Genomic DNA, 24,835 nt, shown 5'->3' with positions numbered 1-24,835 from the left:
AGCCTCCCGAAAGGAAAGGGGTTCTGTCGCGAGAAGGGTGGAGCTTGCGCCCGATACCCTGGCCCGTCAACGCCGCAGGCAGAATAAGCCGGTTACTTTTTAGGCAGCGATATCGGCGGCAGAGGCCTGTGTCAGCCGCTGCAACTCGTCAGACGTCAGGCGCATCATCGCGTTGGGGTGCCCCGCAGCGGCCCAGCATTCTCTCAACGCCAGCAGATCACGATCCAACAGCACCGCGGGCTGGGTCAGCCATCCAATCGGCGAAACGCCGCCGATCACGAAGCCCGAAACCTCTCGCACATAGGCTGCATTCGCCTTGCCAAGGCCGTAGCCCAGCAGGGCTGCAACCTTGCTTTCATCGACCCGGTTCGCGCCGCTCGCAACCACCAGCACCGGCCGGTCGCCCTCGCCTCTGAAGACAATGGATTTTGCAATCTGCGCCACATCGCACGCCAAGGCCTGCGCCGCCTCGGGCGAGGTGCGGGCCGGTTCCGCAAAGAGGCGGGTCCGATCCTCAATCCCCGCCGCCGCCAGGGCTGCACGCACCCGGGCAATCCCCTCATGATTATCCACAACGAGGCCCCTAAAGCTTGCCGAGTTCGGTCGCGCGGGCAGAGGCTGCACCAATCGCCCGCGTCATAAGCTCCTCCAGGCCCGGTTCGGCCCGCAGGATCTTGATCGCCTCGATAGTGGTGCCACCGGGGGAGCAAACATTCTCGCGCAAGGTCGCGGCAGGAAGCTCGGACTCATCGAGGAGCGCGCCCGAACCCGCAACGGTATTCCGAGCCAGCCGCATGGCGAGATCCGCCTCCAGCCCTGCTGCAACCCCAGCCGCCGCCATGGCTTCGACCAGATTGAAGACATAGGCGGGGCCACCGCCGGAAAGCGCCGTGACGGGATCGAGCAGCGGTTCTTCGGGAACCCAGCCCACCTCTCCGCAAGCCTTCAGCAACGCCTCGGCGGTCGCCTTCTGCGCAGGCGTAACCTCGGGCGAGGCAACCGCAACCGAAATACCTTTGCCGATGGAGGCTGGCAGATTGGGCATGGCGCGGACCAGGGCAGCCTTGGGCAGATACTGGCGATAGAATTCCATCACCTTGCCCGCCGCGATGGTGACGACGAGTGCACCGCTTGAAAGCTTGGGCGCTAATTGTTCGAGGGCAGCCGCCATCATCTGGGGCTTTACCGCCAGAACGACCGTCGATGGGATTTCGACGCCGAGTGCATCAATCGTGGCAGCCGAAGTCACCTTGGGATGGTTCGCAAGATCATCGCCGATGGCCGCCGGATAAGGCTCCACGATCACGATTTTCTCGACACCGGCCTTCAGCCAGCCGCGCGCCATCGCGCCGCCCATCTTGCCACAACCGACAAGCAGCACCGAACCCAGGGACATGGAGAAACTTCCTTAGAAGAAAAGAAGCCTGATGAACTCAGGCTTCGCCGATGGTTTCGAACAAAGCCGCTTCCATGGCTTCATTCGCGCTCTTGCCACCCCAAACCACGAATTGGAAGGCGGGATAGAAGCGTTCGCATTCGGTCAATGCCGCATCCACCACATCTTCCAGCTGCTCGACGCTGGCCCCAGCAGGCAAACCGCGCAGGGGCAGCGTGTGGCGGAAGGCGGGCATGCCTTCTTCGGCGGTAATATCGAAATGGCCGATCCAGAGCTTCTCGTTCAGCAGCGACAGAAGATCATTGACCTCGCGCCGACGGGTCTGCGGGACCTTCAGGTCGAAGGCGCAGGAGACATGCAAGGCCGAGACATCGTCACGCCAGACAAAGAAGAGGCGATAATCGCACCAGCGGCCGCGCGACTCGGCGACCAGCTCGTCATCCGAAGCCCGGTCGAAGGGCCAATCGTTGGCGGCGATGATCTCTTCGACGATGTCGAGCGGATTGGCAGGGATTTCCTGGCCCGTCGCTAATCCGGTTGTCGTCATGAAGTCGCCTCCTTGAAGCGGCGCCACGGACCGATTTTCCAACCGAAACCGTAGCGATATCTTGTGGCCACGTCCGCGACCATCCACCACATGATCGAAGATTGCCAGAAAACCCACCTATCGACAAGTCGCATCGGCGGGACTTTGGACGGGGCGTGATAGCCTATGCCCCCGTCCGACGCAAGTGCAAAGGGGCCTATTCGGCTCCGTCTTTACCTTGGCTATCCTCGGCTTTCCGCTTGGGCTTGGCCGCCAGTTTGGCTTCGAGTTCGCCAACTTTTTCCTCAAGCGCAGCCAGTCGATCAGCCATGGATTCTTCAGCCTCACGAGCCTTGGATGCCATGGCGAGCGCTGCATCTACCTCATCCTGACGGGCAAGGCCCATTTCGGACGCGACCTTTTCGACCCGCGCCTTGATCATGGTTTCAACTTCGCCCCGCAAGCCTGACAGCGCGCCCATGGCGCCCCCGGCGACTTTGCTCATATCTTCGAATAGCCGGCCTTGACCGATCATGATTAGTCTCCTCGACTATGTTCTTAACCGAACATGGCGTCCCTATTGCTGCGACGCAAGCGTTACAGCAGCGAACCTCTGCCGATGTCAGTTAAGAGCATAACTTTTGCAAAATTGTGTAATCGGCAGGCGGAGCTGATTTTCCCTCCCCGGCCTGGGCCAGTGCAGTCTTTCTGTCTGCCGTAGGCGGATGGCTCATGAGATAGCTCAGGGCGGTCCGCTCGCCGGTTTCTTTGGCCCGACGGTCAATACGCTCCAAGGCATCCGCCAGCCCAGTCTGCCGCCAGCCCAACGCCGCGAGCAGTTCGACCCCACCGGCATCCGCCCGCGTTTCCACCGCCCGGCTATCTGCACTCAGCAGAACATGCTGGGCGACGCCTCCGCCGACACCCTGCCCGAAGATCAGGCCGAAAATCGCCTGCCAACCGAAGCTGGCGATCAGCCGCGTCATCGGGTCACGGGTCCGCAGGTGCGACACCTCATGGGCGACCACCCCCGCCAGTTGATCCGTTGTCCGCAGCCGATCCAGCAATCCCCGGGTTACCGCCACTCGGTTGCCCGGCATGGCGAAGGCATTGGGGACATAAAGATCATAAACGGTGAGGGTCAGAGGCGGATCGAGCTGCGCAACCTCTCCCAGCGGACGGGCCATCGCCGATAGTTCGGGCGAAGTCTCGAGATCAGCGCAACGACGCCCGCTCCCACCGCCCATAGCCTTGAGCAGCGTTACCATCTGCCCCTCGACACTGGTGCCAAGACCCCGCTCGAAGCTGGCTGGCAGGATTGGGATCAGCGCAAAGCGGGCCAGCAGCGGCAGACCGAAGTAGATCGCCAATGCTGCCACCCCAAAGGCTCCAACCCAGCCGAAAGCTTTAAGCTTTTCCTGCCTGGTGCCGCCGGTGAAGGGAGGTGGACCGCCCAACTGGAACAGCAGATCGCCATCGGTGATCAGCCGGGCAGCGGAGGTATTGCCCAGGGTCAGAACAACCGCATCCTCCTTCGAGGCGGCCGGCACCGACCGGAGATCGGCCCGCGGCCAGCGCGCTCTTTCATGCCGTGTATGGATATCCACAAGCGTCAGGGCACCGGTATCGACAACAGCCCAGACCTCGCGGGGGACAGCAACTTCGCCGTCGAAAAAGCGGTAAACCGGCAGTATCCCATCAGCCATCGATTGCAAACAGCTCCATCAGCCCCTCCCCACGGGTGGGAAGCGCATCGGTATTCTGGCCAACTGCCGCCATATCGATCGCCCCCATAAGGACCGTGGTCTGGGCAATCGTGCGGTAGAGCGGATTGGTCCAGAACAGCGCGACCAGAACGACTGAGAGAACGGCGATGCCGATGTAAGCAAGAACGCCAGCACCAATGATGACGCCCGACGGATCGGGTCCACCGCCGGAGCCGACGCCGACACTGACGCCTGCCACGACGGTGAAGACCACCATGACGACGAGCAACGCCACGGTCTGAATTGCCGCAAGCGCAACGATGCGCCATAGCATTGTACGGGCCTTCAAGGTCGAGATTACCTTGACCCCCGCCACGCTAAGGCCATTCAAGATCTGGCGTAGTTCCCGCAGATAATAGGCGACGATACACCCCGTCGAGACGGCGATAGTGAATAGATAGGCAATAGCCCAGCCCACCATCGCAGCGCCCATGCCAGCGAAATAGGTGGAAAGGCTATCCCTGTCTTCCCAATCGATATCGCCCGACATCGCGTCGGCGGTGAGCTGTCCAAATATGACGAAGAACGAGAAGACCAGAAAAGCAATCCAGATACCATATTGCAGCAGCCAAGGCAGCCAGGCGCGCCCGACTTTCGCATCGCAGGTAATCGCAGCGGTGCCGAAACGGCTGTTATTCCAGAGGAAGCGTTTGCGAGCCAACGAACCAAGGGGATAGGTGATCCCCAAGGTAATGATCGTCAACAGGCCATACCCCAGCACCAGCCCGAAGTAACGCCCGATCTTCGCCTGCATGCCACCCCGGATCCCCCGCCAGCGGGTGCGGGTCAGGCGGTAGCGATGAGCGAAAAAGCCCGCAAGCCAGACCAGTGCTAGGATAACCATCAGGAAAACAAGGTTCAGAACCCCCGCCAATGCGGTCTCTTCGCCAGTGAAAACTATTGCGATCTGCAGCGGGAAGGCAAAGGCCAGGAAAAGCAGAGAGGCGACCAGAAACCCTTTGAAGAGTTCGCCGCCCGTCCCGGTATATTCCACCCGGTCGCCATCGAAGCTGAACCGGCTCCAGACATAGCGGCGCATCCGGGTTTTTGCCCAGAAGCGGAAGATACCGAAGGTGATCAGGGTCAGAAAACCGTTCCAGAGCGCGATCTTCGCGATCTCCCCGCCCGCACCGTCGTAGCCGAGGCTTTGGGCGGGTTGCTGGGGAGCGCCAACCGGGGGAAGGGAATTAATGTCGCTCATCAAAACCTCTTGTTCAAAAAACACGACGTCGTTTCATCCGCCCTGCAATCCGTCCGCCCTTCCACTGGAACAGCGACTGCGAGCGAGAACTTGAGCCTAGTATGCACGCGAGATGTGTAGCCGCCACAGACAATGATTAGCCATCGCCAACAGAAATCGCGCCCGGCCCCAGCCCCAGCCCCGGCCCGCCCCCATCCAGCGCGCCCCGAATTTGGATCGTCCGGGCTAAGGCTCGATAGAGCGGGTGCATCAGCAGCAACCTCCCCAGAATGTCGAGAATGATCCACGCCAGGATCGCCAGGGCAAACAGAGGGAACAGTTGGTTAAGCGTCACCCGCGTCGTCATCACCATGACAAGACAGCTTAGCAGTAGCGCCATGATGATTATGACGTAGAGCAGTTTCACCAGTACCATCCGGCCCAGAAGGGGGCCCAATCGCAGCGCGCTTGTGACGGTGACACCGGCGTTGGAGATCCCGTCAATCAACTGCCTGAACTCTGCCAACCGATAGGCGGCCAGGCTGGTGAAGGCACCGGTCAGCAGGAAAGCCACCACGACGTACCAGAGGACCACGGCACCATATGAATAGAAGTGAAACTGAAGATGGGACCCAAGAAGGTCCACCGTTGCCAGCCTATAGAATCTGCCGAGAACCACGAAAAGGATCAGGGCCAGCCAAAAGGCGCAATGGATCAGCCAGGGTGTCCAGGCGCTTCCCACCTTGGCATTGCAGTGGATGCCAGTTTGACCGAATTGGCTATGGCCCCAGAGGTAACGGCGGCGGGCCATGGATCCCAGCGGATAAGCGATACCGAACGTCACCAGGCTTAGAAGAGCGTATCTCACCACCATCCCGCCATAGGCCCAGACCGAGGCTTGCCGCCCAAAACCAGCCGACATATCGCGCCAACGCGTATGGTTCAGCCGATATCGATGGGAAAAATAGCGCGCCGTGCTGATCAGAAGCAGCAGCAGGCTCACATATCCGACCGTCAGGCTCGCGCTCTTCCAGGAATCCGATGGGACCGCCGACAGGGCGAAGCGATACGCCATCGTGACGGCCAGGAAGGCGAGGAAGGCAACGATGAAACCTTTGAAGAGCCCCGCTTCCGTCCCGGTATATTCGACCCGGCTCCCATCCAGACTAAAGCGGCTCCAAAGATATTGGCGCATCCGGTTTTTGGCCCAGAAAAAGAAGATCCCCAGCGTTACGAACGTAACGCAACCGTTCCAGATCCACAGGGCCGCGACCGCCTTCGCCGTGCCGTCATAAGCCAAGGTCACATCGGATGCCTGATCCGGGGATTGCCTGGGGCCTGGAGAACCCAAATCGCTCATCCGTTATTCCTGTAAACCTTCACCTAATCGCACAAGCTTGCAGGCGCCCTTAGTCACTATGCACGCATAACGCGCATGGGCCACCCCCCTTGTGAGGTGAGGGGGAGGCGTCCTATAAAGCGCCGGACAGAAGCGCAAGGGGCCGTGTAGCATGATCGTCGTAACCGGTGGTGCCGGATTCATCGGATCGAACCTTCTGGCGGCTCTCGAGGCCAAAGGTCACCATGATCTCGTGGTCATCGACCGTCTGGGCAGCGACGACAAATGGCGCAACATCGCCAAACGCGAACTCGTCGCCGTCATCCCGCCCGAGGAAACCTTCGCCTATCTCGATGATCACGCGGCCGAGATCGATGCCATTTTCCATCTCGGCGCCATCTCCGCGACCACCGAGACCGATGCGGATCTGATCAACGACAGCAATTTCCGCCTGACGATGAAGTTATGGGATTGGTGCACCTGGCGCGGCGCCCGTTTCATCTATGCCTCCTCCGCCGCGACCTATGGCGATGGTTCGGCAGGCTTTGAAGACAGTTCTGCTATCGAGGATCTGGCGAAGTTCCAGCCACTGAATGCTTATGGCTGGTCCAAACATGCGACCGACCGGCGCATCGCGCGCATGGTCTCGCGCGGCGAGCCGACGCCGCCGCAATGGGCAGGCCTCAAGTTCTTCAACGTCTATGGCCCCAATGAATATCACAAGGGCGGCCAGAAGAGCGTCGTCGGCCATATCTTCCCGCGCGCGGCGAAGGGAGAGGCGGCAAAGCTGTTCCGCTCCCATCGGCCAGACTATGAAGACGGCGGGCAGCTGCGCGATTTCGTCTGGGTCGGCGATGTGGTCGATGTGATGATCTGGCTGCTCGAACGCCCGGACGTCAGTGGACTTTTCAACGTCGGATCGGGCGGCGCCCGTAGTTTCAAGGACCTCGCGAGCGCTGTCTATGCCGCATTGGGTAAGGCGCCGGATATCGAATACATCGACACGCCCGTCGAAATCCGCGACAAGTATCAATACTTCACGCAAGCCTCGCTGGACCGTCTGCGCGCCGCCGGATACGACCGCCAGACCACCCCCTTGGAAGCTGGCGTGGCGCGCTACGTGCAAGAGTATCTTGCTGCTGAAGACCCCTATCTCTGATCAGAGCGTAAGCCTTTTACGATGTTCTTTGCCCTTCCCTTCCCCATGATTAACCCGGTCGCCATCGCCGTCGGCCCGATTGCGATCCGCTGGTATGCGCTGGCCTATATCGTTGGGATTCTGCTCGGTTGGTTCTATGCCAAGAAGCTCGCAGGCAAAGCCGCGCTTTCCTGGGGCTGGAATCCGAAGCTGATCGAGGATTTCGTCACCTACGCGACGTTAGGTGTGATTCTGGGCGGGCGCCTGGGCTATGTGCTGTTCTACAAGCCGATGCATTATCTCCAGAACCCCGGCGAGATCCTGCAGGTGTGGAACGGTGGCATGGCCTTCCATGGCGGGGCGCTGGGCGTCATCGTTGCCATTATCATTTTCGCGCGGGTCAAGAAGCTGCCGGTCTTCGGCTTGGGCGATATCGTCTGCGCCGTGGTTCCGATTGGCCTGGGGCTTGGCCGCATCGCCAATTTCGTGAATGGCGAGCTTTACGGCCGGGCGACCGATGTGGCCTGGGCTATGGTATTCCCGCACGACGAAAAGCAGGTGCTGCGCCACCCGAGCCAATTGTATCAGGCCGCGATGGAAGGCTTGATCCTGTTCTTGGTTCTGCTGGTGCTCGAAAAGAAGGGCATGCGCAAGTATCCCGGCGTCATCTCCGGCACCTTCCTGGCCGGGTACGGCGTTGCGCGCTTCATCGGCGAGTTCTTCCGCGAACCCGACAGCTTCCTCGGCCTTCTGACGGCTGGTCTGTCGATGGGCCAGTTGCTCTCGCTGCCGATGATCGCGGTCGGAGCCTTTATCATTCGACAGGCCTTGCAGGGCAGCTTCGCGCCCGCCCGGCCTGCGGCCGCGACCCGGTGACGGCGCTTACGCCCCTTGAGAACCTGCTGAAACGGCGCCTTGCCGAGGCGCCGATCACCATTGCCGACTATATGCGCCTTGCGCTCGGCCATCCCGAGCATGGCTATTACCGCACTCGCGACCCCTTGGGTGCTGCCGATTTCGTCACGGCACCGGAAGTCTCGCAGATGTTTGGCGAGCTTCTGGGCTTCTGGTGCGCCCACCTATGGGCCCTGATCGGCCAGCCTAAGCCTATCCGCCTCGTGGAACTGGGACCGGGCCGCGGCACCCTGATGGCGGACGCCCTGCGCGCGGTCAAAAGCGTGGTCCCGACCTTCTATCAAGCCGTCGAAGTCCATCTGGTCGAGACCAGCCCGGTTTTACGAGCCCGTCAGCGCCGGGCGCTCGACGGGATCGATGTGACTTGGCACGACGATCTGGAAACCGTGCCAGACGGTCCGCTGCTGCTGATCGCAAACGAGTTTCTGGACGCCCTGCCGATCCATCAGCTCATCAAGCATGAGGGTGAGTGGTACGAGCGCCAGGTCATGCTTTCGGCCGAAGACGGCGGCTTCACCTTCGGCCGCTCCGAACAGCCCTCGCCCTTGGCCCGCCTGCTGTCGCCCATGGTCACTAACGCCCCCGACGGGACGATTGCGGAAGTGTCGCCGGACGCCCGTTCGGTCTCCACGGCAATCGCAAGGCGCATCAAACGCTCCGGCGGGGCCGCTGTTCTGGTCGACTATGGTTATTCGCGCCCGGCCACCGGCGATTCGCTCCAGGCGATCCGAGGCCATAAATTCCATCCTGTTCTGGCGCGCCCAGGCGAGGCAGATCTGACCGCCCATGTGGATTTTTCCGCCGTCGTGGCGGCCGCCGGGCTGGAAGGTGTCGAGGTTCATGGTCCCGTTGAACAGGGAGTGTTCCTGGAGCGCCTTGGGATTCACGAGCGCGCGGATCGTTTGACCCGCGACACCGATACCGTTACCTCCATCGGAATTCTCGACGGGCTTGCCCGCCTCACGGCGCAGGATCGCATGGGATCGCTGTTCAAAGTGGTCGCTTTTGGTCCGCGCGGTCTGAAACCCCTACCTGGTTTTGTTCGCTGATGAGCCTTTCGCCCCTGACCTCCCCGCAGCTTGCCGGTCTGCCCCATGGTTTCTTCACCCGCAAGGGCGGGATCAGCAAGGGTATATACGACAGCCTCAACTGCGGTCTTGGATCGGACGATAATCCCATCGCGGTAGGCGAGAACAGGTCGCGCGTCGCCAAATATCTGGGCGCCGACCAGTTGCTCACCGTCCATCAGATCCACAGCCCCGATGTCGTCACCGTCACCGAACCCTGGACGCGTGAGAATACCCCCAAGGCCGATGGCCTCGTAACAAAAGTACCGGGCATCGCCCTGGGTGTGTTGGCCGCCGATTGCGCACCGCTGCTGTTTGCCGACAAGGACGCAGGAGTCATTGGCGCTGCCCATGCAGGCTGGCGGGGGGCGTTCGGCGGTGTCGCCGCCCGCACGGTCGAGGCAATGGTGGCCTTGGGTGCTAAGCGCGGGAGTATCCGCTGTGCCATTGGCCCCTGCATCGGCCCAGCCTCCTACGAGGTGTCGCTGGATTTTATGAACACCTTTGTCGAAGCCGATGAGGGCAACGTCGAGTTCTTCATTCCTGCCGAACGGGATGGCCACGCGATGTTCGACTTACCCGGATACCTGCTGAAGCAGATCGGCAAGCTGCGCATCGGCGGTGTTGAGTGGGTCGAAGCAGATACGCTGCCCGACGATGCCCGTTTCTTTTCTTATCGCCGCGTGACGCTTGCGGGGGGCGGCGATTATGGGCGCCAGATCAGCGCCATCTGTCTTCCCACGGCTTGACCGGCAGGCCGTGATGCCGCACTTCTTCATGCTCCTTGCCATGATGTTCATAGCGATGTTGGTCGGATGCGTCATGTTGTGATCCTGGTGCTGACGGCGCTGCTTGCCGCCTGTCAGCCGCTGCCTGCCCCCTACGCCCCGACGTTCGAGGAAAAGGCGAGTCCGCTGCTGATGCTGCGGGATGCAACCGGCGTGTGGGTAGAGGTGCCAAGCGGCATACCCCCCGATCTGGCTCAAGCCCTCGCCGACTCCGTCGCCGAGAATTTGCGCACCGCAGATATCCCCGCCGCCGTCGGTACGGGTAATCGCGGTTCCGCTCTTCTGCGGGCAGCGGGGCAGATCTACCCCATCGGACCGGCAGAGAATCAGTTGGCCCTGATGTGGCAGTTCGTCGGGCCGGACGGCAAACAGGTTCAGTGGGAGCAGCGCGAGACGGTGCCGCGCGCTGCGGGCCTGCGCCCGACGCCGGGGCAAGTTGCCCGCATGGGGCAAACCATCTCGGGCCGGGTGATCCCGCTGCTTGCCACTTCCACCGCTGCCGTGCCGCTCGATAGCGGCGTGCTGATCGGGGATGTCACCGGCGCGCCTGGGGATGGCAATACCGCCCTTAAGCGCGCGCTGGAATATACCCTGAAGCAGCGGGGTGTGCTGATCGCGGACAAGGCCGGTCCGACAACCCTGACCATTCGCGGTAAGATCGAGATCGGCAAGCCCGTTGGCCTTCTGCAGGCCATCCGCCTCAACTGGGGCCTGTTCCAGCCCGACGGCAGCGAAATCGGCACCATAACTCAGGAAAACGACATTCCTGCCAACAGCCTGGATCGCACCTGGGGTGAAACCGCGCTCTTTGCCGCCGAAGGGGCGGTCGATGGGTTGAAGCCGCTGATTGAGAAAGCCCCCCTGCCTAAAAAGCAGCCGTGAGCAGCCCGCTCGACTGGGAACATCTGAAAACACTGCTGGCCTTGAGCCGGGGTGCAACCCTGTCCGGTGCGGCCCGTGCACTGGCCGTCGATCAATCCACCGTCACCCGCCGCCTCTCAGCCATGGAGGCCCGCCTGGGGGTACGGCTGATCGAACGGAACGGGGATGGCATCCACCTGACAGCCGCTGGGGAAACCGCCGTGGCTGGCGCCCGGTCGATGGAAGCCGCGGCCCTGGGGGTCGAGCGCCAGCTTTCCGGCCTCGACGCCCGCCCGACCGGCACCGTGCGGGTGACCACACTGGAGATGATCGCTGCCCGCGTCATTGCCCCCGCCCTGCCCCAATTGGCACAGGAACATCCGGGACTGGTGCTGGAGGTTATCGCCGACAACCGCACCCTCGACCTCACGCGCCGGGATGCCGACCTCGCCTTGCGCCTGGGGCGACCGACGGAACCGGACCTGAAAGCCCGCAAGCTCGCCACACTCACCCTTGGCCTTTACGGATCGACGGGGATCGACTGGCAATGGCCCGTAAACCCTGGCCTCGATAACCGCCCGCTGATCGTTCCAGACAGCAGTATCGGGGCGACGCCCGAGGCGAGCTGGCTCTCAGAGCAGGGGCGGGATGCCAAGGTGATGGCGCGCCTCAGCAGCCTTACGGGCCAGATTGCGGCCTGTCGGGCGGGGCTGGGTATCGCCTGCCTGCCGGATGTGTTTGCGCGGGAAGAAGCCGACCTCTATCGCTTGGCTGATACCGGCATCAACCGGGAACTCTGGCTGGTGCTCCATCCAGACTTAAGCGACGCGGCCCGAGTCCGCGCCGCCGCCGATTGGCTGGTTCGCCTCTGCTCAAGCCTGGGTTAGATCGTCCACAGTCTGGGCAATAGAGACAAAACGATCCGCCAGCGCCGCCAGTTCGGCCTCATGCAGCACCTTGGCCGGAACCACTCCGCCGCCGATGGCCGGTAGATCGCGGCTCGCCGTCGCCTTGGCCACCAGCGTGACCGGAATATCGAGATCCAGGGCACACCGCGCCGTGGCGGAGACGCACATATGCGTCATGAAACCCGCCAGGATGATCCCCTGGCGCCCACTGGCCCGATAGACCGTCTCCAGATCGGTTCCGGCAAAGGAGTTCGGCTTGCGCTTATCGATGACGGTCTCCCCCACCAGCGGCATCGCCTCGGGCAGGAAGGCACCGAAGGTCGCCGGATCGAACAGCCCATCCGGCCGCCCCATCTGCTTGATATGCACGATAGGTGTCCCGGCTTTGCGGGCCGCCGCCAGCAGCTTGGCAACTTCGGCAGCAGCGGCATCGATGCCATCAAGCGGCAGGCGACCCTCGCGATATTCTGTCTGGGCATCGACGATCACGACAAGCCCCTGGTCCAGGGAATGGATCGGCAGCTTGGCGTTGGAATGATCGAGTAGCGTCTTGGGAGCGGCCATGGAAATCTCCATCGGAGGTTTTGCGATGCCTCAGCAATAATCCGTCTTATCTTTCAGGGCGATCCGAGCTTTTGCCAAATCTCTCTGCATTTTTGCGGAAGGACTTTACCCCCGGACGAAGAACACCGTGGTCAGCATGGCGCCGGTTCCGATGACGACCCAGCGGATGACCTTTTCCGGCAGTTTGCGCCCGACCTTCACCCCCAGCCAGCCGCCGCCGATGGCACCTGCCATCACCAGGAAGCAGGCGTGCCAATCGATCAGCCCGCCGAAGATGAAGAGGGCGATGCAGGTGATCTGGATCAGCATCGCCAGCAGATTCTTCAAAGCGTTGAGGGTGTGGAAATTCTCCTGCTCGGTCAGGGAAAGCCCCGCCAGCATCATGATACCCATCCCGGCCCCGAAGAAGCCGCCATAGATCGCGACTACCGTCTGGAAGATGCGCCCGGCAAACCGCCTTAGCGGTCCTTGGGTGGTTGCTTCGGTGTGATGGCGGCTAGTGAAGCGTTTGATATAGGGGCTGGCGAAGAACAGCGCCGTCGCCAGCAGGATCAGCCAGGGTACAAGCGCGCGGAACTGGGCATTCTCGATCCGGGTCAGCAGCCAGGCGCCAAAGAGGCTACCCAGCACGCTCACGATGATCAGCGTCTTGAAACGCCCCGCATCCCGGCGGATTTCCGGCAGATAGGCCAGGGTCGAGGTAATATTGGCAGGCGTGACGGCCACGGCGCTGGTGGCATTGGCGGCGATGGCCGGAACCCCGGTCGCCACCAGGGCCGAGAAAGTGAAGAAGGTACCACCGCCCGCGATCGCATTGATCATTCCGGCCACCAGACCCGACCCGGCCAACAGGGCGATTTCAAACAAAGTCACGTGCCGTTTCCTCCCAGCATCGATTTTGATTATTGGGAGGAACGGTCGGCTGGAACCTAAGGGCGGGTCAACCGCGCTCGCTGCAATCCTGCCCTGCGATCTTCTCGAAATAGCGGACATCGTGACCGCGATAGCTCGCCCGCCCTGTCTCGATCAACCCAGCCTTGGTCAGGACGGCAGCAGAGCCGTGATTGCTGTCGCCTGTCACGCCGACCAGCTTTTTGCGGCCCAGGATCTCGAACCAATGACGCGCCGCAGCTATCGCCGCCTCACCGCCGAGGCCCTTACCCCAGGCGGAGGGGGCATAGCGATAGCCCAGCTCGAAATCGGTGGTTTCGAGATAGGGAACGATGAAGATCGTCCCGATCAGGCCAGGAGTATCGCGCTCTTCGACCGACCAATAGAAGCCGGTCCCGGCCAGATCGCCCGTCAGACGCGCGAAGAACCGTTCAGCAAATTCCTCGCGCGTCGAGGCCAGCATCGGAATGAACTGGCGCACCGCCGGGTCAAGATCGATGGCGAGCTGTGCCTCGAAATCCTCGGCGGTGCGGGGGCGGAGGCGCAGCCGCGCCGTTTCGATCAGGGGGGCGATGAAGGTCATGCAGATTTGTTAGCGCACCTTCGGCGCGGCGTCATCCCCCCACTCGAATGACGATCTTGCCAAGGGGACCTTCATCCAGGCGGGTCAGCGCCGCAGGCACATCGGTGAAATCGAAGGAGCTATCGATCACCGGCTTCAGCTTGATCCGCTCCACCGCCTGAATCAGATGTTCCAATCCCGTCCGATGCCCGACAAGCAAAGCCTGCAGAGTCGCCTGCGCCTGGAAGGCATCGAACAGCGGCAGGTTGGCAGAGAAACCGTCGATGACCCCGATCAGCGAGATTTTGCCGCCCGGCGCGATAGCCTTCACCGACCGGATAAGATTGTCGCCGCCCGCCATCTCAAGCACATGATCGACGCCGCGACCATCCGTCAGTTCCAAGGCCGCCACCTCCCAGTCGGGGCGTTGCTTGCGGTCAATGCCCTGCACAGGCCCCAACGCCTGCAGGCGTGCCAGCTTGTCCGGACCGCTGGAGGTCACGATAACCTGCGCGCCCATTGCCAGCGCAATCTGCACGGCAAACAGCGCGACACCGCCGGTGCCTTGCACCAGCACGCTCTGTCCCGGACGCACCGGGCCATTCTCCACCAGGGCCGTCCAGGCTGTAAGCCCGGCAATGGGCAAGGTGCTTGCCTCGATATCATCCAGGTTCGCCGGGGCCTTCACCAACCATTCGACCGGCATCGTCACATAGTCTGCCAACACGCCCTTTAAAGCTCCCCCCAGGGTTGGGACCATGCGGGGCGACGGGCCATCGATCCAATCGCCACCAAAATTCGCGATCACCCGGTCTCCCAGCGCGACCCGGCCTGCCCCTTCGCCCAAACCGACAACCTCACCCGCCATGTCGGAGCCTAGGACCTTCGTCCCGCCCAGCGGCACATAGCCCACATCGTCCAGGATAAGTTTGTCGCGATAGTTGAGAGATACCGCTTTGACCCTGACCAGCGCCTCGCCGGGTCCAGGTTGCGGCACAGGAACCTCTGCCAGCGCCAGGGACGCCCGCCCCTCGGGCCCGAACTGCCATTGCTTCATCTGATTACCCATCGTCAACTCCTTGGGAAAGTGATGAGCGGACGGTAGCGGATCAGATAACTCTCCAGTGGCGGTCAGATATCGTTTATCTGTAGATCAAAGATCTACAATGGAGATGACGATGTCGGATCGATTGAGCGGTATCGCCGCCTTCATTGAGGCCGTGGAAGCAGGCAGCTTCGCCGGCGCGGCACGGCGCCTCAACCTCTCGCGCTCCGCCATCGGCAAATCCATTGCCCGGCTGGAGGAACGGCTGGATGTCCGCCTCTTCAACCGCACCACCCGTCAACAGAGTCTGACAGACGAAGGGGAGGCCTATTTCGAGCGCTGCCAGCGCGCGCTCGCCGAACTGATCGAGGCCGAGACCGCTCTCGATGCCCGCCGGGCGGAACCGACCGGCACTCTTCGTGTCAGCGCACCCGTTCAGCTTGGTCGCCATTGCGTCGCGCCGATCCTGGTGGGCCTTGCGACACGGCATCCGAAACTGCAGCTCGATCTCTCCCTGGCCGACCGCTTTGTCGATCTGACCGAGGAACGGATCGACCTTGCCATCCGCATCACGCCCTTGCCGGAAAGCATCGGTCTGACGGCGCGCAAGATCGGCAGTTTCGGGATGGTCTTCTGCGCGGCGCCCAACTATCTCGCGCGCCATGGCGAACCGAAGGTCCCTTCCGATCTGCGCGATCACCATTGCCTGGCCTACGGACGCGGGGGGCGGGCAAAGGCCTGGACCTTCTTCGGAGAGGGCGGCCGGGAAGAGCTGATCGATACGACGGGACGTATCCGGATCGAGGATATCGAGTCGCTGGCGGATGCCGCCGTCGCGGGCGCTGGCATCGCCTCCATGCCCTGCTGGCTGGTGCGGGACCGCGTCGCGTCGGGTGCGCTTGTGCCGGTTCTGGGCAGCTATCGGACGCTGGATTACGACGTCTACGCCTGCTGGCCGCAGACGCGCCACATGCCCTCGAAGGTCCGCGCGGCCGTGGATGCCCTGGTGGCGGGAATGCAGGAGCAACTGCGAGGGCGGGCTAAGGGCTGACGACGTGGCTTGGCCACAAAAGATCCCGCATCAAGTGCGGGATGACAGATCTTTTCTAAGTGTAGAAGCGAAGGCGGGAGGGGTCAGATGCTAGGCGCTTGAGAGCGCAGGACCGGAGCGTACTTCAGGTAAGTGAAGATCCGAGCATCTCAAGGAACGACGCAGATTCCCCCTCCGGCCGAGCGCCGTCAGTCTTTGGGGACGGTCCATTCCTTGGCCTGCTTCGTCGGCGGCGGCGCAACGAAACCGGCAGGCAGGGCGACGGGACGCGGGCCGAAGCTTGCAACACAGGTGGCACGGACCGACGTGTCCTGAATGGGACCACATTCGACACGCTCGCGGTTTGCGCGGAACCAGGGTGAGTTCTTCACCAGGGCCAGATAGCGCACCTCGGCGCCTTTGGCAGATGGCGGACCATCGGGAGTCTGCGCCATGGCGGTCCCCGCGAATCCAAGCAAACCCAAGACAATCATCAAACGCGGCATTCTTGCCCCCATCTTTCAATAGGGCAAATTTTAGCAAATCCAATAAAAAAGACCAGAGGCAATAATCTAACCTCTGATCTTTTCAATCAAGACGAAGTAATACTTGGTGTTACGATTTATTACGACCAGATTCAATCAAGGAGAGAATCTCAGCCGCCGCCGCAGGAATATTGGTACCTGGCCCATAGATTGCCGCCACGCCCTCAGATCGAAGAGAATCATAGTCTTGCGGCGGTATGACACCCCCTGCAACCACCAGGATGTCGTCGGCCCCTTCGGCCCGCAGCGCCTGGATCAGGGCAGGCACGAGAGTCTTATGGCCCGCAGCCTGGCTGGAGACCCCCACCACATGGACGTCATTCTCGATGGCTTGGCGCGCCGCCTCTTCCGGTGTCTGGAACAGTGGGCCGATATCGACGTCGAAGCCGATGTCCGCGAAGGCGGTCGCAATCACCTTGGCACCACGGTCATGACCATCCTGACCCAGCTTGACCACCAGCATACGCGGGCGGCGGCCCTCTTTTTCGGCAAAAGCGGCCACATCCGCACAGATCTTGGCAAAGCCATCGTCACCGTCGTAAGCCGACCCATAGACCCCGGTCACGGAGCGAATAACCGCGCGATGGCGTGCATAGACTTTTTCGAGAGCATCCGAAATCTCCCCAACCGTGGCGCGGGCGCGTGTCGCCTCAATGGCGCCTGCCAGCAGATTGCCCTCGCCGGTTTCCGCCATACGGGTCAAGGCATCAAGCGTGGCCTGGACCTTGGCCTCATCGCGGCTGGCGCGGATCTGCTTCAGGCGGGCGATCTGCTGCTCGCGCACTTTAGTATTATCGATATCCAGGATCTCGACCGGCGAGGGATCGTTGGAGCGATATTTATTGACCCCGACGATCACTTCATCGCCACGGTCGATGGCAGCCTGTCGACGGGCCGCTGCCTCTTCGATGCGCAGCTTGGGCATGCCGGTTTCGACCGCCTTGGTCATCCCGCCCATCGCTTCGACCTCGGCAATCAGCTTGCGCGCGGCATCGGCCAGTTCTGCCGTCAGGCTTTCGACGTAATAGCTGCCCGCCAGCGGATCGACGACCTTGGTGACGCCCGTTTCCTCGGCAATGATGAGCTGGGTGTTACGCGCGATCTTGGCCGAAAAAGGCGTCGGCAGCGCCAGAGCCTCGTCAAAGCTGTTGGTATGCAGTGACTGGGTTCCACCCAACACCGCCGCCATGGCTTCGACCGCCGTACGCACGACGTTGTTATAGGGATCCTGTTCGGTCAGGGAGACGCCGGAGGTCTGGCAGTGGGTGCGCAACGCCAGACTCATCTGGTTTTTGGGATCGAACGGCTGGATCAGTTCGGCCCATAGCAGACGCGCGGCGCGCAGCTTGGCCACTTCCATGAAGAAATTCATGCCGATGGCGAAAAAGAAGGACAGGCGCGGCGCGAACTCATCGATCTTGAGCCCCTTGGAAAGGGCGGCGCGGACATACTCCAAGCCGTCTGCCAGGGTGAAGGCCAGCTCCTGTACCGCCGTCGCCCCCGCCTCCTGCATGTGGTAGCCGGAGATGGAGATCGAGTTGTACTTGGGCATGTTCTGCGCCGTGTACTCGATGATATCGGCGATGATCCGCATGCTGGGGGTTGGCGGGTAGATATAGGTATTGCGGACCATGAACTCCTTGAGGATGTCGTTCTGAATGGTCCCGGAAAGCTTGGCCGCCGGAACGCCCTGCTCTTCTGCGGCCACGATGTAACCCGCGAGCACTGGCAGCACGGCGCCGTTCATGGTCATGGACACGCTCATCTTGTCGAGCGGAATGCCGTCGAAGAGGATCTTCATATCCTCGACACTATCGATGGCGACACCCGCCTTGCCGACATCCCCCACCACGCGCGGATGGTCGCTGTCATAGCCACGGTGCGTCGCGAGATCGAAGGCAACCGACAAGCCCATCTGACCGGCGGCAAGATTGGCTTTATAGAATTTGTTGGATTCCTCGGCGGTAGAGAAACCCGCGTATTGCCGGATGGTCCAGGGGCGATTCGCATACATCGTCGCCCGTGGCCCGCGGGTAAAAGGCGCGATCCCCGGCAGTGAGCCCAAATGGTTAATTCCCTGAAGATCAGCTTCAGTATAAAGCGCTTTGACTGCTATACCTTCCGGCGTCATCCAGGTGAGGCTGTCAGAGCCCGCGCCCTTCAGCTCCGAAGCAACAGTCGCCTCCCAAGTATCCAACACCGGCTTGGTAAACTCGCCCATGCAACCATTCCCTCCAGCTATTTTTTTGGCCTCATTGGGGCCCTATCTCTGGCGGCGACTATAGCGACCGAGAGAGACTCAGTAAACTTAACGCCGATCTTTACGGTGCAGTGCCGCATAGACTTGAGTTGAGGGGAAAAATGCGTCACTGTGCGCGTCTCTGCATACAATTGTGTGCTGCTGTGACAACGTACCCTGTGGATTCCTAGACTTGAGCACAAGCGAGAGCGATGAAGGTGCCCGATATCGTCGCACCGTTACCGTATCCGGCAGACGCACTTCTATCAGTATAGAGACGGTTGTCTGGGATGGTCTTGAAGATATCTCCAACCGGGAAGAATTGACGCTGGCGGAGATTCTGACTCTGATCGACCAGCGGCGGCTGGGGTCTAGCCTCGCGTCCGCTGTGCGCGTCTTCGTGCTGTTCTATTTCCGCACCATCGCCGATATCGCTCAGCCGCTGATCCGCGCAGCCAACAAGCCATCGGCCGCCCATGACAGCGATGACAGCCATGTACCGCTAACGCCACCCAACACGCTGCCAGGTTTGCTCGACAAGGTGCTGGAGCGTTTCGCCACCACCCGCGCCGAACTGACGACACGCGGGCGGCAGGATCACTGAGCGGACTTAGCCGACTAGCGCGTCCCCTCGGCGTTAGCCGAACATCGCATCAATGTCGGACTGGCTGACCCCCGGCTTGTTAAGCTGCGGGCCGTTCAGGAGATTGGAATCGGCGTCGGCCGGGCCATTTTCCGGGACAGGTACATTGTTGAACTCGTCACCGAACAGATCGATGATCGTGCCTATACGTTCATCCACAAACGTCAGAGTTGTGATGACTTTTGCAACACGCTGACCGGTGATGTCCTGAAAGGCGCATTCCGTGAAAAGCTCCTCGGCGAGTTCCGAGATCTTTTCGGCGCCGGGAACCTTTCCGGCCTCGTCAGCAATCTTCTCGGCCAGCCCCAAAATGCCGTTCGTCGCCTTTTCAGTCGCCTGAACAATAGCGTCCAGTTCAAGACTAGCGGCATTTAAACGATCTTCGGTCGCCATGGGATGCCGGATAGAGGCAATCTCACTTTGAATAAACTCAAGTTGCTGTTTGACTTCAGCCAAAGTCGCCGTCAGTCGGGCGGTATCAATCTCTGTCATGCTTCGCGGCTCTCTTCGGCTGCTTTTGGTCAAGCTATCGCCGGGGTAACGGGATTGCCAGTAAACTCATGCGGGTGCATCATAGCCCGACAAATTTTGGTTCAAACCTGATGTTTTCCCCAGCTATTCGCTTAAGTGCGTTTTTTGCGCTCTACTACTCCGCATATGGTGTCGTTACGCCATTTTGGCCAGTCTTCCTTGCTCATCGCGGCCTCACCCCAGACTATATCGGCGCCACTTTCGCAGCAGGTATGATCGCCAAAACGCTGGGAATTCCTGCCGTTACGGCCCTTGCGGACAAGCTGGGAAAGCGTCGGGCCCTCGTCGTGGTCCTGATGGGTGTTTGCGTGGCGGCGACCTTCGTTCTCGCTTTCGTCAGTTCGGTTACCGCTATCCTGATCTTCAGCGCGATCCTGACCGGTGCCGGAGCCGGCTGCGTGGCACTGGTTGATAATATCACCCTGCTGCGGGCCCGCGTCGAAGGCTTTGCCTATAGTCAGGTCCGGATGTGGGGTTCGATCTCCTGGCTGATCGTCTCCATCAGCTTTGGCGCGATGCTGCCCGTTTTTGGGGCGGAGGGAATCGTCTGGGTCGTGCTTGCCGGATCCATTGCGGGGCTTGCCGCGGCGATTTACCTGCCCGAAGCCGCCCCCAACAGCGCGGTACCCGCCGATACAGCGCCCAAGGTCAGTTGGCTACAACTCCTGCGCCATCCCCCCCTGATCCGAATCTATATCGCGACCGCCCTGCTGCAGAACGCTCATATCTTCTACTATGCTTTCGGCACCATTCATTGGCAGAAGTCGGGCCTCTCAGATCCGCTGATCGGCTGGTTGTGGACGGAAGGCGTGATTGCGGAGGTTCTGCTCTTCGCCCTCGCCCCCCGCTTTGCCATTATGCGACGGCCCAACGTGCTGTTCGCGACTGCCATTGGCGCCGGTATCATCCGCTGGATCACCCTCGCCTCGACAGTCGATCCGACGGCGCTGATCCTGGTCAACTTCCTGCACGCTTTCACCTTCGGTGCCTGCCATCTCGCCGCGATGATCGAGTTGACGGATAAGGCGCCGCCGGGCCTCAGCGCATCGGCGCAGGGGGTCTATGCCGCTTTCTCAGGCGGGCTCGCCTCCGCTGCCATCTTCGCCGTCACCGGGCCTCTGTATACTTGGGCGGGTCATTGGGGCTATCTCTCCTCACTCGCCATGACGCTGGCGGGCGCAGCCGTCCTGTTTCTCAGCCCGCGGAAGAACTGATCTCACGCACCGCAATAGCGCTGGGGACCGACATCGAGGTGCAGGTGATCCTGATGATCCTTGTTGGCGTTGGGGCCTAACACCACGGAGAAGAGCTTACAGGCATCTTTGGTGATGCGCTGCAGGAAGTCCGACTTGCGCCCCTGCCCCCGCCAGTCCTGCAGGATCCGGATGCGGGTGCCGTCTTTCAGGACAAAGCCGGTGATGTCGATGGCCCGGCCATTGGCATGTTGCGACAGGCGAGCACCGCTGTTCTTGCCCGCAATCCCCCGGCAGTTGTAGCTGCCCACGTGGTCGATGCGCGCCACCTCCTGACCGAAGATCTCCTCGGCCAGCGGCTGGATGATCTCGAACTCGAAGCGCGCAATCGTATAGGCGAGGTCGCAGGTGACGACCACCGGCCGTGTCAGTGTCAGACTTGAGCGCTCGAGGCGCACCGCCTGCTCAACTCCGCAGCCTTCAGGGGTTACAAAACTGGCAACCGGCGCGAAATCCCAGCCGACCTCCGACAGATTGGCCTGGCACACGGCATAGCGATCGACACCGGCAACCTTCGGCGGCTCCTGAGTAGGTGGCAAAGTCGCCGCGGGCCTCTGTGGAGCGCAAGCCATTAGCAGAAATACGGCAGCAAACGATCCCCATATCGCGACCTGACGAATAACCCGCATGCAGCGTTAACCTTTTGATTTGTAAGCGCGTTCTTGACCGTATCCTGAAAGTTGCTCAGGCGCAAAAAAGAATACCTATTGCCGTCGTGTAAAATTTTCTGAAAATGGTCGTTAACCAAAGGGAGCGTCCGTCACAGCGGCTTCAAAAGCTGGCACACGATATGCGTAGCAAAAGCCAAGACTGCTCCCTACATCACCCCCGATTTTCGAGTTTGGAACCTTTCATGTCGTTCTGGACCTTACAGCGAAAACTCGCCGCGTCGGTCTTTTTGGCCGTCCTAGTCAGCTTTACTCTTCTAATCTTCCTTGAAGTTCGCGAACTTCGCGACCGCTTGATCGATACTCTCGGCGCCGAAGCCCTGCAAAAGAACGAGATGCTGGCAGTCGCCGTCCGCATCGGCGTGCAGGGCAAGGACCCGTCTGGTGTCGAGGCGGAATATCTGCCGCTTGCCAAGCGCGCAGACAGCACTGTTGCGTCGGTCGGCGCCTTCGATCTCGAAGGTAAGGAGATCATCAAATACGACAGCGAGACGCTGAAACCTCTGGCACTGGCAGGATATCTGCCCAAGGCTCAAGAACAGCTCAAAGCCTTTAAGAGCTACGTTGCCGTCGAACCCGACCACCTGGTCATCCTGTCGCCCGTCACCAACCGGCGTGGCGATGAGTTACGCGGCACCCTGGCACTGGCCTGGAGTCTCGACGCTCAGAATCGCGCCGTTTTCCAGGCGGGTATTAATGCGGCGGCAATTGCCGTCGGCATTGGTATAGCCCTCTCGATCCTGCTGTTCTTCGTCTTCGGGCGAATGGTCTCGCAGCCCCTGAAGCGGCTTGCCAGCGCCATGCGGACCCTGGCCGATGGCAATAGCACTATTGCGGTGCCTGAAGCCGAACGAAAGGACGAGATCGGCGCCATGGCCGCCGCCCTGCAGATCTTCAAGGATAATGCCGGTCACGTCGAAGCCATGAAGGCCCAGCAGGAAGCCTTGCAGGAAGCTGCCACGGCGGAGAAACGCGAAGCCTTGCTGCGCTTGGCAGCGGAATTCGAAAGCAATGTCGGCGACATGGTTGGCGAGGTGCGCAGCGCCGCCGTCGAACTTGCCGGACTGGCCGGCGATATGGCGAACCGGGCGACCGATACTACCGGTCACGCCGGCAAGCTCAGTCACGCCGCCTCCGGTACCAAAGAGAACGTGATGGTCGTCTTCGGCGCGTCCGAAGATCTGACCGGCACGTTGAACGAACTGACCTCCAAGGTCGAGGAGTCGGTGGACAAGGCCAGCGGCGCCGTGCGCGACGTCGCCAATACCCAAGAGCAGATCCGGGGACTGGCGGAAGCCGCCACCCGCATCGGCGACGTCGTGCGCCTGATCAACGAGATCGCAAGCCAGACCAATCTACTGGCCCTCAACGCCACCATCGAAGCTGCGCGGGCGGGCGAAGCAGGCAAGGGCTTTGCGGTCGTGGCATCCGAGGTCAAGAGTCTGGCCAATCAGACCGCCAAAGCGACCGAGGATATCGCGGCCCAGGTCGGTGAGATTCAGCGCTCGTCCAGCGAGGTTGTCGCTTCGATCGAGCAGATCGGCACCACTATCGGCGTTCTCAATACCATCGCCGGATCGGTCAATCAGGCGGTCGACCTGCAGAAGCAGGCGGCAGGTAACATGCAACGCAATATCGCCAATGCCGATACCGGCGCGGCGAGCGTGGTGTCCGAGGCTCAGCAGGTGGCGGCGGGTACCGCTTCCACCAAACAATCGGCCGATCAGGTCGCGGATGCTGCGGGCGCCATCAACGCCCAGATCGCCGCCCTGCGCGAACAGGTCGACTATTTCGTCGGCTCGATCCGCACCGGCACATAAACCACCGCTCTGCTTCCAATAAAAAAGGCGGCTCTGGAAGGAGCCGCCTTTTTTGTGCGCAGGCGCCCAATCTTGTCTCCGGGACACTCTTCCGCTTTTCCTCAGCCCCGCCCCTTGCGATGCTGGACCATCGACAAGAAGGACCACGCCCATGCCCGGCCTCGATCATCTGCTACCGTTTCTGGCAGCCGCCCTCATCTTCGCGATCATCCCGGGCCCGGCGATGCTCTATGCCGCCGCCCAGACGATGAGCAACGGCCGCAGCGGCGGGCTCAAAGCCAGCATCGGCATGCATATTGGTGGTTATGTCCATGTGGGCGCTGCCGCCTTTGGTCTCTCGGCCTTGCTCGCCGTCGTACCGCCGCTCTATATCGCCCTGAAGCTAGCAGGGGCCGCCTATCTCATCTGGCTGGGCTTCAACCTGATGCGCCGCCAACAGACATCGGCAACGGTCGAGGCGAGTCCACTGAAGACCCTCACCCACTCTGCCATCGTCGAGATTCTCAACCCCAAGAGCGCGCTCTTCTATCTCGCGTTCCTGCCGCAGTTCGTCGAACCAGCGGCGAGTTGGCCGATCATCGCCCAGCTCGTCTTCTTCGGCGTGATCATGAATCTGCTGGCCGGGCTGGCGGATATCGCGGTGGTGCTGGCTGCCGCCATCGTGTTGAAGCGGGTACGGGCATCCAGCCCCTGGCAGCGGATGGTGCGGGCCTTTGGAGGAGCGACACTGATGGGCCTTGGCGCCCATCTCGCACTCTCCAAATCAAACTAGAGTCAGCGGATGACGAGGTAGCTCTGTTTGGACGCCTTGGCAGCCTGAAGCTGGACCTGCACCGTCACGGTGCGCCCATCTTCCAGATAGAGCTTGAATTGGGCCGTACCACTCTTGGTCCCTCGCCCGGAAGACCGCACGATGATCCCTTCATTACCTTGATAGGAGATCATCATTGGGCCGGTCACCTTGGCCTCAGTGACGCGGTAACGACTTTCCGGTGTGATGAACAACGTGCCCTGGGCCGAAACCGAGCCACGGATCGTCTGGCCCTTCACCGCAGTCACCAATTGACGATCTGGCTTGGCCGCCGCCTGTGCAGAAGCCGATTCGGCCCCCAGCAATGCAGCTCCGGCCAACAGTGCTATCGCCAGGAACCGCATAAAGA

At 61.3% G+C, this 24,835-nt stretch carries 27 protein-coding genes; 11 read left to right on the top strand and 16 right to left on the bottom strand.

The features are described from left to right. Positions 1–99 precede the first annotated feature (99 nt). The 7 genes from ACFSM5_RS18015 to ACFSM5_RS17985 all read right to left on the bottom strand — a co-directional run bounded on the left by ACFSM5_RS18015 (position 100) and on the right by ACFSM5_RS17985 (position 6,228). Positions 100–573, bottom strand: a complete 474-nt coding sequence (locus ACFSM5_RS18015; RefSeq protein WP_379877940.1) for a YbaK/EbsC family protein — start codon at positions 571–573, stop codon at positions 100–102. 10 nt (positions 574–583) lie between these two features. After that, complete coding sequence (gene proC, locus ACFSM5_RS18010) at positions 584–1,396, bottom strand: pyrroline-5-carboxylate reductase (RefSeq protein ID WP_379877938.1); 813 nt, start codon at positions 1,394–1,396, stop codon at positions 584–586. Between the two features lie 37 nt (positions 1,397–1,433). Continuing rightward, the gene (locus tag ACFSM5_RS18005) at positions 1,434–1,943 is read right to left on the bottom strand and encodes a type III secretion system chaperone family protein (RefSeq protein WP_379877937.1); all 510 of its coding nucleotides are present in this window, start codon (positions 1,941–1,943) and stop codon (positions 1,434–1,436) included. Positions 1,944–2,139: 196 nt separating this feature from the next. Continuing rightward, positions 2,140–2,457, bottom strand: a complete 318-nt coding sequence (locus tag ACFSM5_RS18000; RefSeq protein ID WP_379877936.1) for an accessory factor UbiK family protein — start codon at positions 2,455–2,457, stop codon at positions 2,140–2,142. Positions 2,458–2,548: 91 nt separating this feature from the next. Continuing rightward, positions 2,549–3,628: a M48 family metallopeptidase gene (locus tag ACFSM5_RS17995; protein ID WP_379877934.1), complete on the bottom strand. Its 1,080-nt coding sequence runs from the start codon at positions 3,626–3,628 to the stop codon at positions 2,549–2,551. Continuing rightward, on the bottom strand, positions 3,621–4,889 hold the full coding sequence (locus ACFSM5_RS17990; RefSeq protein WP_379877933.1) for a YjgN family protein: 1,269 nt from the start codon (positions 4,887–4,889) through the stop codon (positions 3,621–3,623). The genes ACFSM5_RS17995 and ACFSM5_RS17990 overlap by 8 nt, the downstream gene beginning before the upstream one ends. A gap of 136 nt (positions 4,890–5,025) precedes the next feature. Continuing rightward, positions 5,026–6,228: a DUF898 family protein gene (locus ACFSM5_RS17985; protein WP_379877932.1), complete on the bottom strand. Its 1,203-nt coding sequence runs from the start codon at positions 6,226–6,228 to the stop codon at positions 5,026–5,028. Between the two features lie 151 nt (positions 6,229–6,379). Between ACFSM5_RS17985 and rfaD the strand changes: the two genes are divergently transcribed. The 6 genes from rfaD to ACFSM5_RS17955 all read left to right on the top strand — a co-directional run bounded on the left by rfaD (position 6,380) and on the right by ACFSM5_RS17955 (position 11,863). Continuing rightward, positions 6,380–7,366, top strand: coding sequence for an ADP-glyceromanno-heptose 6-epimerase (gene rfaD, locus ACFSM5_RS17980; RefSeq protein WP_379877931.1), 987 nt, complete (start codon positions 6,380–6,382; stop codon positions 7,364–7,366). A gap of 21 nt (positions 7,367–7,387) precedes the next feature. Continuing rightward, positions 7,388–8,221, top strand: coding sequence for a prolipoprotein diacylglyceryl transferase (gene lgt / locus ACFSM5_RS17975; protein ID WP_379877930.1), 834 nt, complete (start codon positions 7,388–7,390; stop codon positions 8,219–8,221). Beyond that, positions 8,218–9,309, top strand: a complete 1,092-nt coding sequence (locus ACFSM5_RS17970; protein ID WP_379877929.1) for a class I SAM-dependent methyltransferase — start codon at positions 8,218–8,220, stop codon at positions 9,307–9,309. The genes lgt and ACFSM5_RS17970 overlap by 4 nt, the downstream gene beginning before the upstream one ends. Continuing rightward, a complete protein-coding gene (gene pgeF, locus ACFSM5_RS17965; RefSeq protein ID WP_379877928.1) occupies positions 9,309–10,076 on the top strand; it encodes a peptidoglycan editing factor PgeF in 768 nt (255 codons plus the stop codon). The genes ACFSM5_RS17970 and pgeF overlap by 1 nt, the downstream gene beginning before the upstream one ends. A 66-nt stretch (positions 10,077–10,142) precedes the next feature. After that, the gene (locus tag ACFSM5_RS17960; RefSeq protein ID WP_379877927.1) at positions 10,143–10,997 is read left to right on the top strand and encodes a hypothetical protein; all 855 of its coding nucleotides are present in this window, start codon (positions 10,143–10,145) and stop codon (positions 10,995–10,997) included. Beyond that, complete coding sequence (locus ACFSM5_RS17955) at positions 10,994–11,863, top strand: LysR family transcriptional regulator (protein ID WP_379877926.1); 870 nt, start codon at positions 10,994–10,996, stop codon at positions 11,861–11,863. The genes ACFSM5_RS17960 and ACFSM5_RS17955 overlap by 4 nt, the downstream gene beginning before the upstream one ends. On the opposite strand, the gene ACFSM5_RS17950 is transcribed toward ACFSM5_RS17955, so the two are convergent. The 4 genes from ACFSM5_RS17950 to ACFSM5_RS17935 form a co-directional block, all read right to left on the bottom strand. Beyond that, a complete protein-coding gene (locus ACFSM5_RS17950; RefSeq protein WP_379877925.1) occupies positions 11,849–12,448 on the bottom strand; it encodes an isochorismatase family protein in 600 nt (199 codons plus the stop codon). The two genes, ACFSM5_RS17955 and ACFSM5_RS17950, sit on opposite strands and share 15 nt — an antisense overlap. Before the next feature lie 105 nt (positions 12,449–12,553). Next, entirely contained in the window at positions 12,554–13,321 is a 768-nt protein-coding gene (locus tag ACFSM5_RS17945; protein WP_379877924.1) for a sulfite exporter TauE/SafE family protein, read from the bottom strand. A gap of 67 nt (positions 13,322–13,388) precedes the next feature. Further along, complete coding sequence (locus ACFSM5_RS17940) at positions 13,389–13,922, bottom strand: GNAT family N-acetyltransferase (protein ID WP_379877923.1); 534 nt, start codon at positions 13,920–13,922, stop codon at positions 13,389–13,391. 31 nt (positions 13,923–13,953) lie between these two features. Beyond that, complete coding sequence (locus tag ACFSM5_RS17935) at positions 13,954–14,970, bottom strand: zinc-dependent alcohol dehydrogenase family protein (RefSeq protein ID WP_379877922.1); 1,017 nt, start codon at positions 14,968–14,970, stop codon at positions 13,954–13,956. A 109-nt stretch (positions 14,971–15,079) separates the two neighbouring features. Here ACFSM5_RS17935 and ACFSM5_RS17930 point away from each other — a divergent pair, with 109 nt between their 5' ends. Then, complete coding sequence (locus tag ACFSM5_RS17930; RefSeq protein WP_379877921.1) at positions 15,080–15,997, top strand: LysR substrate-binding domain-containing protein; 918 nt, start codon at positions 15,080–15,082, stop codon at positions 15,995–15,997. Between the two features lie 188 nt (positions 15,998–16,185). Here ACFSM5_RS17930 and ACFSM5_RS17925 read toward each other — a convergent pair whose 3' ends face one another. Next, complete coding sequence (locus ACFSM5_RS17925) at positions 16,186–16,431, bottom strand: hypothetical protein (protein WP_379877920.1); 246 nt, start codon at positions 16,429–16,431, stop codon at positions 16,186–16,188. Between the two features lie 160 nt (positions 16,432–16,591). After that, entirely contained in the window at positions 16,592–18,742 is a 2,151-nt protein-coding gene (gene scpA, locus ACFSM5_RS17920; protein WP_379877918.1) for a methylmalonyl-CoA mutase, read from the bottom strand. 211 nt (positions 18,743–18,953) lie between these two features. Here scpA and ACFSM5_RS17915 point away from each other — a divergent pair, with 211 nt between their 5' ends. Further along, the gene (locus ACFSM5_RS17915) at positions 18,954–19,364 is read left to right on the top strand and encodes a ribbon-helix-helix domain-containing protein (RefSeq protein WP_379877916.1); all 411 of its coding nucleotides are present in this window, start codon (positions 18,954–18,956) and stop codon (positions 19,362–19,364) included. A gap of 33 nt (positions 19,365–19,397) precedes the next feature. On the opposite strand, the gene ACFSM5_RS17910 is transcribed toward ACFSM5_RS17915, so the two are convergent. Then, positions 19,398–19,895, bottom strand: a complete 498-nt coding sequence (locus ACFSM5_RS17910; protein WP_379877915.1) for a hypothetical protein — start codon at positions 19,893–19,895, stop codon at positions 19,398–19,400. A 68-nt stretch (positions 19,896–19,963) separates the two neighbouring features. Here ACFSM5_RS17910 and ACFSM5_RS17905 point away from each other — a divergent pair, with 68 nt between their 5' ends. After that, a complete protein-coding gene (locus ACFSM5_RS17905) occupies positions 19,964–21,148 on the top strand; it encodes an MFS transporter (protein ID WP_379877913.1) in 1,185 nt (394 codons plus the stop codon). Positions 21,149–21,150: 2 nt separating this feature from the next. Here ACFSM5_RS17905 and ACFSM5_RS17900 read toward each other — a convergent pair whose 3' ends face one another. Beyond that, positions 21,151–21,726 carry an extensin family protein gene (locus ACFSM5_RS17900; RefSeq protein ID WP_379877911.1) on the bottom strand — a complete coding sequence of 192 codons (576 nt, stop codon included), beginning with the start codon at positions 21,724–21,726 and terminating at the stop codon, positions 21,151–21,153. 314 nt (positions 21,727–22,040) lie between these two features. Between ACFSM5_RS17900 and ACFSM5_RS17895 the strand changes: the two genes are divergently transcribed. Then, the gene (locus ACFSM5_RS17895) at positions 22,041–23,675 is read left to right on the top strand and encodes a methyl-accepting chemotaxis protein (protein WP_379877910.1); all 1,635 of its coding nucleotides are present in this window, start codon (positions 22,041–22,043) and stop codon (positions 23,673–23,675) included. Between the two features lie 151 nt (positions 23,676–23,826). Next, entirely contained in the window at positions 23,827–24,447 is a 621-nt protein-coding gene (locus ACFSM5_RS17890) for a LysE family translocator (RefSeq protein ID WP_379877909.1), read from the top strand. 2 nt (positions 24,448–24,449) lie between these two features. Here the strand turns inward: ACFSM5_RS17890 and ACFSM5_RS17885 are convergent, their stop codons facing one another. Beyond that, positions 24,450–24,830, bottom strand: coding sequence for a hypothetical protein (locus ACFSM5_RS17885; protein ID WP_379877908.1), 381 nt, complete (start codon positions 24,828–24,830; stop codon positions 24,450–24,452). Positions 24,831–24,835: the final 5 nt, after the last annotated feature.

This window comes from Lacibacterium aquatile (genome assembly GCF_042683105.1).
GTDB classification, from domain to species: Bacteria; Pseudomonadota; Alphaproteobacteria; order Elsterales; family Elsteraceae; genus Lacibacterium; species Lacibacterium aquatile.
Note: the sequence above shows the minus strand (reverse complement) of the source record. Positions and strands in the feature narration are given on the sequence as shown.

Excerpts from the sequence above, each read along its gene's own strand:
- ACFSM5_RS17940 (WP_379877923.1), bottom strand. The coding sequence starts at position 13,922 with ATGACCTTCATCGCCCCCCTGATCGAAACGGCGCGGCTGCGCCTCCGC.
- ACFSM5_RS17935 (WP_379877922.1), bottom strand. The coding sequence starts at position 14,970 with ATGGGTAATCAGATGAAGCAATGGCAGTTCGGGCCCGAGGGGCGGGCG.
- lgt (WP_379877930.1), top strand. The coding sequence starts at position 7,388 with ATGTTCTTTGCCCTTCCCTTCCCCATGATTAACCCGGTCGCCATCGCC.
- ACFSM5_RS17885 (WP_379877908.1), bottom strand. The coding sequence starts at position 24,830 with ATGCGGTTCCTGGCGATAGCACTGTTGGCCGGAGCTGCATTGCTGGGG.
- ACFSM5_RS17985 (WP_379877932.1), bottom strand. The coding sequence starts at position 6,228 with ATGAGCGATTTGGGTTCTCCAGGCCCCAGGCAATCCCCGGATCAGGCA.
- rfaD (WP_379877931.1), top strand. The coding sequence starts at position 6,380 with ATGATCGTCGTAACCGGTGGTGCCGGATTCATCGGATCGAACCTTCTG.
- proC (WP_379877938.1), bottom strand. The coding sequence starts at position 1,396 with ATGTCCCTGGGTTCGGTGCTGCTTGTCGGTTGTGGCAAGATGGGCGGC.
- ACFSM5_RS17990 (WP_379877933.1), bottom strand. The coding sequence starts at position 4,889 with ATGAGCGACATTAATTCCCTTCCCCCGGTTGGCGCTCCCCAGCAACCC.
- ACFSM5_RS17905 (WP_379877913.1), top strand. The coding sequence starts at position 19,964 with ATGCGGGTGCATCATAGCCCGACAAATTTTGGTTCAAACCTGATGTTT.
- scpA (WP_379877918.1), bottom strand. The coding sequence starts at position 18,742 with ATGGGCGAGTTTACCAAGCCGGTGTTGGATACTTGGGAGGCGACTGTT.
- ACFSM5_RS17895 (WP_379877910.1), top strand. The coding sequence starts at position 22,041 with ATGTCGTTCTGGACCTTACAGCGAAAACTCGCCGCGTCGGTCTTTTTG.
- ACFSM5_RS17960 (WP_379877927.1), top strand. The coding sequence starts at position 10,143 with ATGCGTCATGTTGTGATCCTGGTGCTGACGGCGCTGCTTGCCGCCTGT.
- ACFSM5_RS17995 (WP_379877934.1), bottom strand. The coding sequence starts at position 3,628 with ATGGCTGATGGGATACTGCCGGTTTACCGCTTTTTCGACGGCGAAGTT.
- ACFSM5_RS17925 (WP_379877920.1), bottom strand. The coding sequence starts at position 16,431 with ATGGCGCAGACTCCCGATGGTCCGCCATCTGCCAAAGGCGCCGAGGTG.
- pgeF (WP_379877928.1), top strand. The coding sequence starts at position 9,309 with ATGAGCCTTTCGCCCCTGACCTCCCCGCAGCTTGCCGGTCTGCCCCAT.
- ACFSM5_RS17910 (WP_379877915.1), bottom strand. The coding sequence starts at position 19,895 with ATGACAGAGATTGATACCGCCCGACTGACGGCGACTTTGGCTGAAGTC.
- ACFSM5_RS18000 (WP_379877936.1), bottom strand. The coding sequence starts at position 2,457 with ATGATCGGTCAAGGCCGGCTATTCGAAGATATGAGCAAAGTCGCCGGG.
- ACFSM5_RS17930 (WP_379877921.1), top strand. The coding sequence starts at position 15,080 with ATGTCGGATCGATTGAGCGGTATCGCCGCCTTCATTGAGGCCGTGGAA.
- ACFSM5_RS17890 (WP_379877909.1), top strand. The coding sequence starts at position 23,827 with ATGCCCGGCCTCGATCATCTGCTACCGTTTCTGGCAGCCGCCCTCATC.
- ACFSM5_RS18005 (WP_379877937.1), bottom strand. The coding sequence starts at position 1,943 with ATGACGACAACCGGATTAGCGACGGGCCAGGAAATCCCTGCCAATCCG.
- ACFSM5_RS17950 (WP_379877925.1), bottom strand. The coding sequence starts at position 12,448 with ATGGCCGCTCCCAAGACGCTACTCGATCATTCCAACGCCAAGCTGCCG.